Annotated in this window: 9 protein-coding genes and 1 tRNA gene; 5 read left to right on the top strand and 5 right to left on the bottom strand. The window is 51.6% G+C overall.

From position 1 onward, the window contains the following. Positions 1–572: hypothetical protein (locus tag H7U12_RS17750; protein WP_186640497.1), on the top strand; the 572-nt coding region annotated here is incomplete at its 5' end. Positions 573–992: 420 nt separating this feature from the next. On the opposite strand, the gene H7U12_RS17745 is transcribed toward H7U12_RS17750, so the two are convergent. From H7U12_RS17745 to H7U12_RS17735, 3 genes are read right to left on the bottom strand one after another with little or no spacing between them, the layout of a single operon-like run. Further along, positions 993–2261, bottom strand: coding sequence for an adenylosuccinate synthase (locus H7U12_RS17745; RefSeq protein ID WP_186640495.1), 1269 nt, complete (start codon positions 2259–2261; stop codon positions 993–995). Further along, positions 2262–2609, bottom strand: coding sequence for an STAS domain-containing protein (locus H7U12_RS17740; protein WP_186640493.1), 348 nt, complete (start codon positions 2607–2609; stop codon positions 2262–2264). After that, complete coding sequence (locus H7U12_RS17735) at positions 2599–3075, bottom strand: Fur family transcriptional regulator (RefSeq protein ID WP_186640491.1); 477 nt, start codon at positions 3073–3075, stop codon at positions 2599–2601. The genes H7U12_RS17740 and H7U12_RS17735 overlap by 11 nt, the downstream gene beginning before the upstream one ends. A 473-nt stretch (positions 3076–3548) precedes the next feature. Here H7U12_RS17735 and H7U12_RS17730 point away from each other — a divergent pair, with 473 nt between their 5' ends. After that, positions 3549–4409, top strand: coding sequence for a hypothetical protein (locus tag H7U12_RS17730; protein WP_186640489.1), 861 nt, complete (start codon positions 3549–3551; stop codon positions 4407–4409). Between the two features lie 191 nt (positions 4410–4600). On the opposite strand, the gene H7U12_RS17725 is transcribed toward H7U12_RS17730, so the two are convergent. Beyond that, entirely contained in the window at positions 4601–6805 is a 2205-nt protein-coding gene (locus tag H7U12_RS17725) for a RelA/SpoT family protein (protein WP_186640487.1), read from the bottom strand. Between the two features lie 151 nt (positions 6806–6956). Between H7U12_RS17725 and H7U12_RS17720 the strand changes: the two genes are divergently transcribed. The 3 genes from H7U12_RS17720 (at position 6957) to H7U12_RS17710 (ending at position 9496) form a co-directional block, all read left to right on the top strand. Continuing rightward, positions 6957–7038, top strand: a tRNA-Leu gene (locus tag H7U12_RS17720). Positions 7039–7116: 78 nt separating this feature from the next. Continuing rightward, positions 7117–8445, top strand: a complete 1329-nt coding sequence (tig, locus tag H7U12_RS17715) for a trigger factor (RefSeq protein ID WP_186640485.1) — start codon at positions 7117–7119, stop codon at positions 8443–8445. A 352-nt stretch (positions 8446–8797) separates the two neighbouring features. Beyond that, a complete protein-coding gene (locus H7U12_RS17710) occupies positions 8798–9496 on the top strand; it encodes a ClpP family protease (protein WP_186640483.1) in 699 nt (232 codons plus the stop codon). Between the two features lie 129 nt (positions 9497–9625). Here the strand turns inward: H7U12_RS17710 and H7U12_RS17705 are convergent, their stop codons facing one another. After that, entirely contained in the window at positions 9626–11431 is a 1806-nt protein-coding gene (locus H7U12_RS17705) for a glycoside hydrolase family 9 protein (protein WP_241749496.1), read from the bottom strand. Between the last annotated feature and the right edge of the window lie 218 nt (positions 11432–11649).

Here is an 11649-nt window from a genome sequence, read left to right as displayed (position 1 = left end):
CGACCGCCGATACGCTTCGTTTTTCCTGGACAAACATTACTGTATGTCCTCTTTTCCTATCTTCCCATTCACTCAAAGAACTTCCCACCGGCCTGTCGCCGGTGACTGGCGGAACCCTCTCGGCTTCCGTTTCCCTCCCTTCCGGTAGGGGCTGCAAAGGTAGGGACTTTCTTCGATTCCGCAAGCCTGAGCAGCTTTTTTTTCTTTTTTTTCTCTTCCCAACCCTGTCGGCTGAGCTTGTTTTCCTTGGCTTCTCTCTGGAAGCGGGTGCAAAGGTAAGAACTTTTTTCCTCTCTGCAACACTTTCGAAAAACTTTTTTTTTCTGATTCTCTCGGCTCAACTAACCAAGAAGCGCTTCCGTTCCCAGGCCCGAAGGCTTTCCGTTGAAGCGGGCTGCAAAGGTAAGAAGAACTTCTCTCTTCGCAAGCAATCGGCAAAACTTTTTTCCTTTCCCTCAGCACCCGGTCGGTGCGTTGGGACCCTTTCTGGAAGGGAGTGCAAAGGTAAGAAGAACTTCCGAACCCGCAAGGGGCAGGGGAAAACTTTTTCTTTAACTTTCCGTCTACACTAAGTTCCTTCTCCCTCTCCTGTTGAGCGGGCTGCAAAGGTAAGGATCTTTCCCCAAGAAACAAGCGCCGTCTGCTGGGATGGAAGGAATTCATGCGCTCCTTGCCGTAGGCTGATAGGTAACTGTGTTCAGGATGAGGGAGTTCCCAAACGGAAAAATTTTTCAACTTATTCCCAAGGCGGCTCTCTAGAGCTCGTCTCCAGGATCAAGACTGGGGAAGAACCGTATTCGGGGACTGGGAAGTACCTGGGAATAGGTGATTGCACAGAGAACGTTTTGTCCGTGTTTTGGCGAAAAGAGGTCCAAAACGGCAAAAAAATTGATCCATTCGATAATCAAACGCTCGGAAGACAGATCGTCTATAATAAGAAAGAGGCAGTACGTTCCCGCACTGCCTCTTTCTTATTGTTCTTCACCTATAGCTTACTTAACCAAGGTGCTCTTTCTATCTGGTCCAACGCTAATGATATTCACGCTTACTTCTAACTGCTCCTCCAGGAAAGCAACGTATTCCAGAACAGCTTTCGGAAGCGCATTATAAGACTCGTATTTCCGGAGTTCCTCGCCCCAGCCTTTCATAGTGATGTAGATAGGCGTGATATCCGCTTTATCTAGGTCATGGGGTACCTGATCAGTCACAGTGCCATCGGCCATTTGATAGTGGGTGCAGACGCTGATCTCATCGAATTCATCCAACACATCGGCTTTCATCATGTTGAGTTGGGTTACGCCGTTCAGCATGATGGCATACTTAAGGGTAGGCAGGTCAATCCAGCCGCAGCGGCGCGGACGGCCCGTGGTAGAACCGAACTCCCGGCCCGCCTGACGAATCTGCTCTCCTACCTCATCGTGCAACTCAGTGGGGAAAGGTCCGCTTCCCACGCGGGTACAGTAGGCTTTGAAGATACCATAGACTTCCCCAATGTGACGAGGGGCGATTCCTAAACCGGTACAAGCCCCGGCCACCAGCGTGTTGGAAGAGGTCACGAACGGATAGGTACCAAAGTCGATGTCCAGGAGAGATCCTTGAGCACCTTCGGCCAGAATTTTCTTACCGTCTTTGAGCGCCTGGTTGATCATGTACTCAGAGTCAACCAGGGTGAAGGTTCTCAGGAATTCAATAGCGCTGAAGAACTGCTGCTCCAACTCGTCTATTTCAAGGCCCTTTTGGTAAAAAGAGGCTATTTTCTGGTGCTTCTCAACCGTGGCTTTGTAACGCTCCTGGAAATCAGGCAGCAGGATGTCTCCCACGCGCAAACCGCTCCGGCCGATCTTGTCCTGGTAAGCCGGCCCGATTCCCTTCTGGGTGGAGCCGATCTTAGAGGTTCCCAGGGCTTCTTCAGAGATTCTGTCCAGGCTTTTGTGGGACGGAAGAATCAGCTGCGCCTTTTTAGAGATGAAAAGGTTACGGGTAGCGTCTACGCCCCGGGCGGTCAGTTTCTCCACCTCGGTCCGGAATACGATGGGATCCAGCACCACCCCGTTCCCGATGATGTTGGTGATGTGCTCATGGAAAATACCGGACGGGATTTGGTGCAACACGTGCTTGGTGCCTTCAAACTCAAGGGTGTGTCCGGCATTGGGGCCACCCTGGAAACGGGCTACCACATCATATTGAGGAGCAAGTACATCAACGATCTTACCTTTTCCTTCGTCGCCCCACTGGAGGCCTACTAAAATGTCAACTGGCATTTAAACTGATTCTTTAAGAAGCTGAACGGCATTGGTGTCATCCTCGGCAATGGTAAAGATGGCGTTCAGTTTTGTGATGATTAATAACTTACGGATGTGCTCTGACGGATTGATGAGGATAAGTTCTCCGCCTCTGTTTCTGAATTTGGTCAAAAGGGAAACCAGTACACCTATGCCGGTGCTGTTGATGAACCGCACGTTGGAAAGATCAACCGCAGACAGCAGCATAGAGTCATCAATGGTGGCGTTGGCCAGGTCCATGAGGCGTTGGGTTTCGGGCCCGCCAATCATGTCGCCCTCTAACCGGATGAGCAGGATGTTGTTCTCTAGCGTGTGATCAATTTTCATGGAAAGGTGCGTTTAGTTTAGCCTGGCAGTCGCCACAAATGCCGTACAAATTTAGGGAGTGGTGCAGAATATTAAAATTCAGCAACTCCCCCACCATGGTCTGGATGTTATGGACCCGCGGGTCACAGAACTCCACCACTTTGTGGCACTCGGTACAGATCACGTGGTCATGCTGCCGCCGGCCGTACGATTTCTCATACTGCGCCAGGTTACGCCCGAACTGGTGTTTACTCACCAGATCGTTTTCTACCAGCAGGTCCAGGGTATTGTATACGGTGGCCCGGCTCACCTGATAGTTCTTGTTCTTCATGCTGATGTAAAGCGACTCTACATCAAAATGACCGTTACGGGAATAAATCTCTTCTAAGATAGCATAGCGCTCAGGAGTCTTCCGGAGACCTTTGCTTTCTAAGTAGGCGGTGAAAATCTTCTTCACCTCCAGGAATTTCGCTTCGTCTAGTGCCATACGCCTTCTTCTGCTGCAAACTTAACAGGTTTTATGTGGGAAAGCTAAAAACGCCCCCAAAAAGGAAAACAGCGAAAGTCACCGGCGTTGTTCCCCGGCTTGTACCAGAGACAAATACAAAGACATCAGCTCAAGCGAACACTCGTCAGAAAGCGTTTCCAGGCTCCTGCAGCTCTTCCCCGGCCAGAGGTCTCCCCTGTTCGTTTTAGGGCTGATTTCCGAAAAATGACTTAAAAACACGACCTGCTTTCTCCGGGCTAAACCGAGAGTTCAGAAGCTTCTCCTAGCAAAAACGCGCGCCAGCAGCCATTCAACCGATTTCCTTCCTATCTAAATTTTTCTGGTCCCGATAGGGGTAATGGCAAAACACTGTGTCTAAGAAGCAATAACACGAATAAGAATTGTGACGAAAGGCCTTTCCAACATTCTCATAAGTACACATTCATTATAACCCTTTCTGAAAAATTACTCTTATGAAAAAGTTATCCTTTTCACGGGGCATGCGCACGCTTGCCTTAACAGGCCTGGTATGTTTCGCTTCGGTGGCAGCTTCGGCGCAGACCAAACCCAAAACGTCTACCAGCGCCGCAGCTGGACAAACCAAAGCGAAAACCACTTCGGTCGCTTCTACTCAAGTGAAAGCGAAGCCCGCCACCACGGTTTCTGCCAGCCCCAAAAAATATACCGCAGCCTCAACCGCCAAAAAAACGACGGCCGCTCCTTCCTCCACCGCCAAAAAAGCTCCGGTTAAAGCGGCAACTCCCGCGGCTCCCGAAACCAAGCCCGCCGAAACCGTAACGACCGAAGCAGTTTTAACCCCGGAAACGAATACCGCGGAAGTGCAGAAGCAGACCTACGCCGCCTTTACCGGCGGAACCAACGTCATTGGTTTCGGGCTTGGGCTGGTGAACAACCTGGATTACCCCAACGGCGGAAGTACCCTCATGCCTTTAACTGTCTCCTATGAAAGAGGGCTGAACGTGGCCGCCGGTCCCGGCACCATTGGCGTGGGCGGGGTTTTCTCTTACTCTCATTATAAATGGGGAGAAGGCGATTACAAATGGACCGTGATGTATATCGCGGCCAAGGGCGCTTACCACGTAGATCTGGCCAAAAACGAGAAGCTGGACACCTACGCCGGTTTAACCTTGGGCTACGCCAGAACCAAAGTGAACTGGGATTCCTATTATGCCGGTGATGCTTCAGAAGGAGAAGTGAAACTTGGCGTACTGGCCGGCGCCCGCTATTTCTTCACCCCCAACGTAGGTGCCCACCTGGAACTGGAGAGCGGCCCCATGTCTCACATCACCATCGGGTTGAACTATAAGTTCTAAGCATCGCCGTAGGAAAACGCTTCCTGGTTCAGTTCTTAGTTTTGGGCCTGGTTTCCGGAAATCGGCCTTAAAACAGGAAGCTTCTTCTCTAGCGATTCATTCACTCCCATATCTTTACTTACACAGCAAAGCCCAACCTAATGGTCGGGCTTTGCTGTGTTTACTATTATATATAAGAGAAATTCTCCTGTTTAAGAATCGAAGCGGTCTACGCTGAGCACCCCGTTTACTTTCATCATCTTCTGGATGAGTTTCTCCAGTTGGGCAGTGTCGTTCACGAACACCATCAGGCGGCCTTCAAACACGCCGTCATGCGAGTCGATGGTGATGGAGCGCATGTTTACTTTCAGGGAGTTGGAGATGATCTTGGTCACATCATTCACCAGCCCTACCCTATCGGTTCCTTTGATGGCAATACCCGCCAGGAACGACAGCTCCTGCTGCCCGGTCCATTTCGCTTTCACAATGCGGTGCCCGTAGTTAGACATCAGCTCCACGGCTTTGGGGCAAGTGGTCCGGTGGATGGTGATGCCGTGGTCTACCGTCTGGAAACCGAACACATCATCGCCGGGAATGGGGTTGCAGCAATTGGCCAGCTCGTAGTCAATCTTATCGGTGCCGCCGCCAATCACCAGCAACTGCGAGTTCACGCCCCTGATCTTCTCCACCTCCTTGTCGAACGAGGAGCCTTCCAGCAATGAGGCCGGACGGTATTTCTCGCTCTGCGGATTGAAGATGTATTCTTTGATCTCCTTCAGGTCAATCAGATTCACCGCCACTCTATAATAGAAGTCCTGCAACGACGAGGCGTTGAAATAAGCCGCCAGCCGGTTCAGGTTCGCCGCCGATGGTTCAATGGACAGAAGCTCCAGCCGCTCTACCACCTGCTGTTTCCCTTCCTCGGCTTTTCCTTTGCGTTCTTCGCGCAGGAACTCCTTGATCTTGGAACGGGCCTTGGAGGTAGTCACAAACTTGAGCCACTCACCAGTCGGTTTCTGTTTCTGCGAGGTCAAAATCTCCACCTGGTCGCCGTTGTGCAGGCGGTAACTCAGCGGCACCAGCTTCTGGTTCACCTTGGCGCCCAGGCTCTGGTACCCGATGTGCGTATGGATCTCAAAGGCGAAATCCAGCGCAGTGGCACGGTCAGGCAGAATAATGAGTTCGCCTTTGGGCGTGAAGACAAACACCTCCTCCACAAACAGATTGGTCCGGAACTCGTCCAGGAACTCGATGGCATTGGTGTTGTTCACGTCCAGCATGTCACGCACCTTGTTGATCCAGTTGTCCAGGCCAGACTCAGAGGGGCCGGTGCTGCCAGTTTTGTATTTCCAGTGGGCGGCATACCCGCGCTCGGCAATATCGTCCATGCGTTTGGTCCTGATCTGCACCTCCACCCACTGGCCGGTTTTGCTCATCACGGTGGTATGCAGCGCCTCATACCCGTTGGCCTTGGGCGTGCTGATCCAGTCGCGCAAACGGTCTGGGTTGGGCTGGTAGAAATCGGTCACGATGGAATAGACGCGCCAGCAGACGGGCTTTTCCTGCTCATAAGGCACATTGAGAATGATCCGGATGGCGAACAGGTCATAGATTTCCTCGAAGGTGACGTTCTGCTTCTTCATCTTCTTGAGGATGGAGTAAATGGACTTAGGCCGTCCTTTCACCTCAAAATCAGTGAAGCCCTGGCGCCGCAGCTCCTCCTCCACCGGACCAATGAAATCAGCGATGAACTTGTTCCGAGCCGCCTTGGTCTGCCTGATCTTGTTGGAGATGAACTTGTACGTCTCGGTATCGGTGTACTTGAGGTGCAGGTCTTCCAGTTCAGACTTAATGGCATACAAACCCAGGCGGTGCGCCAGCGGGGCGTACAGGTACATGGTCTCCGAGGCGATCTTGAGCTGCTTGTCGCGGGCCATGCTGCCCAGTGTGCGCATGTTGTGCAGGCGGTCGGCCAGTTTGATCAGGATCACGCGCACGTCATCAGAGAGCGTGAGCAGCATTTTCCTAAAGTTCTCGGCCTGCTGAGAGGTACCGTACTCAAATACGCCGGAGATTTTGGTAAGGCCTTCAATGATGCGGGCCACCCGGGGGCCGAAGTCGCGCTCAATATCGGCAATCTCCAGGTCGGTATCTTCTACTACGTCGTGCAGCAGGGCGGCCACAATGGAGGTGGTGCCCAGGCCAATTTCCTCCACGGCAATCTGGGCTACCGCCAAGGGGTGTAAAATGTACGGCTCGCCAGATTTCCGGCGCATGTCTTTGTGGGCTTCTAAGGAAGTGTTAAAAGCCTTCTTTATGATCTTGGCGTCGTTGTCCTTCAGAAAAGGCTTGGCATGACGCAGCAACTTTCTGTAATGGCGCAGGATCTCTTTCCGTTCTGCTTCGTGGTCAATCATACGGGTAGGTACATCAAAATCCGTGGTCTGGCAAGCGCCAAAGCGTTTTTGACCTCTTTTTTATAAATTTCAACAAAAAAAACGAAAGAGAGTTGCATAAACAAAAAAGTGTTTGCTACATTTGCATCACCAAATACAAAAACACATTGATGCGGATGTGGCGAAATTGGTAGACGCACTAGACTTAGGATCTAGCGCTGCGAGGCATGGGGGTTCGAGTCCCTCCATCCGCACAAAAGTCAAACCCTCAATCCCAACCGGGGTTGGGGGTTTTTTCAATTTAACCGTAGCACAATTAAAACCTGATAGCTTTGAATATCACCCTGAATCAAACCGATGGCCAGAATGCCAGCCTAAAAGTTAGCCTGCAAGAGGCCGACTACGCCGCCCGTGTAGACGAGCAAATCAAAGAATACAGCAAGAAAGCCAGCATCAAAGGCTTCCGCCCTGGTAAGGTTCCGGCTGGTTTGATCCGTAAGATGTACGGTAAAGGCATCTTGGTGGAATCTATCAACCAGTTGCTGCACGAGTCTGTGAACAACTACATCAAAGAAAACAAACTGCGCATCCTGGGCGAGCCGCTTCCGGAGCGTCAGGATGAGAACGCCATTGACTGGGACAACCAGAAAGAGTTTGAATTCAGCTACGCCGTTGGTTTGTTGCCAGAATTTGAGCTGCCCTTGAATGACGTTTCTGTGCAGAAATATGACATTGAAGTAGACCAAACCACCGTTGACGAAGCCTATGAGCAGATGCAGCGCCAGTTCGGGCAGACCACTAACCCAGAGGTTTCTGAGGCCAACGATTACCTGTACGGCGACCTGAAACAAGTAGAAGGTGAGTTCGAGACCAAAACCCTGCTCCCTTTAAACAAAGTGATTGCTGGCGCAGACAAGTTTGTGGGCGTGAAACCAGGTGACACCATCACCTTTGACATCCGCGAAGCGTTTGGTGACGATGCCGCTTTGGCGCACGTAACCGGCCTGAGCAAAGAAGTAACCAAAGACCTGAACGGCCAATTCACCTTTGTGGTAGAGAAAATCAACCGCACGGAGCCAGCCGAGATGAACCAGGAGTTCTTCGACAAGATCTTCGGACAAGGCAACGTGACCACGCAGGAAGAATTTGACGCCAAAGTACGCGAGGTGATCAAAGAAAACTATGACCGTGAGGCCGTGAACGTGCTGGACCGCGACGTGATTGACCAACTGGTGGAGAAATCTTCTATTGAGATTCCAACTGAGTTCTTCAAGCGCTGGTTAGCCGTGACCAACGAAGGCAAAATCACTGCTGAGCAGATTGAGGAATTCTACGACCAGTATGTGAAAGAACTGAAGTGGTCTATGATCCGCAACAAAGTGGTGGAAGAGAACGACCTGAAAGTGAGCAACGAGGATGTGGTGAACAGCGCGCGTCAGAAAATGATGGCTCAGTTCAACATGCCAGAGGTGCCGGAAGAAATGGAAGCCACTTTCAACAACTTCCTGGACAACCACTTGAAGCAAAACAACGGCCGTAACTTCGTGAATGAGTACGAGGCCCTGGTTGCTGAGAAAGTGCTGGAGTTTGTGAAAGAGAAAATCACCATCACAGAAAACACCGTGACGGCTGAAGAATTCCGCAATAAAGTAGGTGCTTAATCCCCTGCTTGGTTTAAAACAGAAAAGCCTTTGCCGTACGGCAAAGGCTTTTCTGTTTTAAACCAAGCAGGGCAAGTATCACGTAGTGGGTAGCAAGTAGCAAGATTTTCAAAAATTTGCTTCCCGCAGTTTTCCTGAAAGCCTAGCGGGCGTTACAAAATATCTCCTATCTTGAGACCTGATACGCGATACTTGCTACCTTTTCAGCCATAATGGCAGTAAAATTCCATTATCCGTTTTTGGCCTGATTTTAGAAAACTAACCCAGAAACCGGTGAACTCCGTTTGCCCCTCTGGTTATTCTTGTAACCATCGCGTTTCTTTTTAAGTTAAGGCATCTAAACAGAACCCTTATGTACACCAAAGACGAATTCAGAAAATTTGCCGTACAAGGCCTAGGCATGAGTGGCTTGGGCGTTGACCAATACCTCACCCACCTGGAAAGCAAGACGAACATGCACCCTACCAGCATGACGCGTTCCGTGATTGAGGAAAGACCTACCAACTTCCGCGAGATTGACGTATTCTCCCGCCTGATGGTAGACCGTATCATTTTCCTGGGCACCCAGGTAGATGATTATATCGCCAACATTATTACTGCGCAGTTGCTGTTCCTGGAAAGCGTAGACGCCAAGAAAGACATCCTGCTGTACATCAACAGTCCGGGTGGTTCAGTATATGCCGGTCTAGGCATCTATGATACCATGCAGTACGTGCAGCCCGATGTAGCCACCATCTGTACCGGTTTGGCCGCTTCTATGGGTGCGGTATTACTGTGTGGTGGAGCCAAAGACAAGCGCTCTGCCCTGCCACACGCCCGGGTTATGATTCACCAACCCATGGGTGGTACTCAAGGACAGGCCTCAGACATTGAGATCACGGCCCGTGAAATCCTGAAGCTGAAGAAAGAGTTGTATGAAATCATCTCCAGCCACAGCGGCAAATCCGTGGAGCAGGTTGACAAAGACTCTGACCGTGACTATTGGATGATCGCGCAGGAAGCCAAAGAATATGGTCTGATTGACGAAGTTCTGACGCGTCATAAAGCATAATTTTTCATTTCCCCATCAACAAGAAAGCCCGCTCATGAGCGGGCTTTCTTGTTGATGGGGAAATCCGTTTTGGGCCCCTTTTCAGAAAAAAGGCCCCTAAACAGGAACCTGATTCACAACTTCTAAGCCTTACTTGCCTTTGTTCTTCTTTGCCTTCAGCGGCTGCGCCGACTCATGTTCTTTCGCGGCCAGGAGATAGACCAAAGAAGCGGTACCGTCCATGGTGGGCTCATTGGTGCTATAGTCAGAGGCATCGTCATGGTACACGGCCAGGCGCGACTGAAACTCGGCGTATTCATCGGCTTCCCGCAAACTCAACCCAATTAGGCTCCCGAAGATGCTGCCGTACACGGGTCCGTCTACTAACCCGCCGTCTAGCGAATAATTGTGCAGCACCGTGAAAGACGAGTGTGTATCTACCGGGGTGTCACCGTGGGCGGGCAAGCCATACACCATACTGGTGCCCCATGGATTGAGCCCGAACAGCCAGTCAAAGCAGGCCTGCTCCAGCGGGGCGTAGGTCTGGTCACCGCTGAGCTGGCGGTAAAGGTAGCACTGGATGGCGAAGGAAGTAGTCAGGTTGTTGGAGCACCAGATGAATGGGATGCCCCGGTAAAAAGCGTTTCCTTTGGATTTCTGCCAAACCCGGTCAATTCCGTCTTTGTAGTAACTGATGAGAGCGGCTTTTGAGGTAGCATCGGCTTTCTGGGCCAGTTCATAATGCCCGAAGTTGTGGAAAGGGTACCACTCATAATGATTGGCGGTATCAGCGCCCAGCCAGGGGGTCACTTTCTCCTGCTGCCCGTACTGAAACGCCTGCTCAAAGTATTTACGGTCATTGGTGAGTTGGTACAAAGCGGCGGCGCCCAGCTGCATGTCATCTACCCAGTTTCCCTCGGCGTAGATGTAAGGTGCTTTCACCGATGCCGTCTGCCCCACTCCTGGTTTCTCAAGGCCATAGTTATAAGCTGACAAAGATCGGGTCCGGAACGTTTGGGCCAGCGCTTTGTCTACGGGTTGGTAAATCTGGGCCGCCAAGGCAAATGCGCTCGCAAACTTCCCAGCCGTTGAGGCGGTGCCGGTAGCTTTATTCTTGAATTTCCCCAACCCTTGCGGCTCGCCCGTCAGGAAATAGACCGGCCGCCCCGTGCCTTTCCCGAAACCGTAATCCACGGAATCTTTGGTGGGCAAACGGTAGCCGGCATGGTCACGGTCATCAGCTATCTGGTTGAACATCCAATCGGGGCGCGGGTGCATTTTCAGGAGCCAGTCCAGACCCCACTTGGCTTCGTCCAGCACATCGGCCACGCCGTTTTGCCCTGCCAGGCCATTGGCCGCATGTTGATCAGTGAAGACGCCGGAGAATTCGCGGTAAGCGGCCAACAAATGGTACGTGGCATTGGCCGAGGTGGTGGAATACTGCAGGTAATCGCTGGCGTCATGCCAACCACCCGATACATCTATCCGCGTGTGCTGAGGCATGGGTCCGTAAACGGTGTATCCATCATGGGTATGGCAGGAGTCTTTGAGGTACGGGTTGAAATTGCTGCGCTGTTGCCGCAGGTAGCGCAGCGCAAAATCAGCGGCCCCTTTGTAAGCAACCTCCGAGATTTTGAATTCCGGGGAGCGCACCGGCCCTACCCGGAGGTAATAGTTGCCCGGTTTAGAGAAGTCTGAGAAATCTAGCCGGTACGTTTGCGTGAACGGACCATAGGCCCCAAAGCCTTGGCCAGCGTTTTTTTTCAGAACGGTTTTTCCGCTTTTGGCTTCTACCAGCTCAAAGCGGCTTATGGTTGCCTCAGGGCTTTTGGTGGCCCAAACGGCTACTTTCACGCCGGCGGGCGCGTAGCCCATCTGGTTGATTCTGATCCAGGCCGGGGCAGTGGGTTGGGCCTGTAGTTGGAAGGTAAACAGCCATAGTAAGAGGAGGAACAAACAAGGTCTGTGTTTTTTCATAGAGCGGTAAGGTTGGGGGTAAGGATCTGTTGTTCCCAAACATACCTCCCCGCGGCTACGTGTACAAGAATTCAGCGCCTTTTGTCTCTGCCCTGCAGCCCGCCATCAGACCGCTCTAGTTGCCTCAAGTTCAAAGAGAAGGACATTGGAGGTTCGCTTTCAGCACCGCCGCTTAATTTTTTTTGAAGGAAGTTTAG

Origin of the sequence: Rufibacter sediminis (genome assembly GCF_014269285.1) — a bacterium.
Classification (GTDB): Bacteria; Bacteroidota; Bacteroidia; order Cytophagales; family Hymenobacteraceae; genus Nibribacter; species Nibribacter sediminis.
Note: the sequence above shows the minus strand (reverse complement) of the source record. Positions and strands in the feature narration are given on the sequence as shown.

What these genes read in the sequence shown, in the direction of transcription:
- H7U12_RS17745 (WP_186640495.1), bottom strand. Translation starts at nt 2,261, where the DNA reads ATGCCAGTTGACATTTTAGTAGGCCTCCAGTGGGGCGACGAAGGAAAA.
- H7U12_RS17740 (WP_186640493.1), bottom strand. Translation starts at nt 2,609, where the DNA reads ATGAAAATTGATCACACGCTAGAGAACAACATCCTGCTCATCCGGTTA.
- H7U12_RS17735 (WP_186640491.1), bottom strand. Translation starts at nt 3,075, where the DNA reads ATGGCACTAGACGAAGCGAAATTCCTGGAGGTGAAGAAGATTTTCACC.
- H7U12_RS17730 (WP_186640489.1), top strand. Translation starts at nt 3,549, where the DNA reads ATGAAAAAGTTATCCTTTTCACGGGGCATGCGCACGCTTGCCTTAACA.
- H7U12_RS17725 (WP_186640487.1), bottom strand. Translation starts at nt 6,805, where the DNA reads ATGATTGACCACGAAGCAGAACGGAAAGAGATCCTGCGCCATTACAGA.
- H7U12_RS17710 (WP_186640483.1), top strand. Translation starts at nt 8,798, where the DNA reads ATGTACACCAAAGACGAATTCAGAAAATTTGCCGTACAAGGCCTAGGC.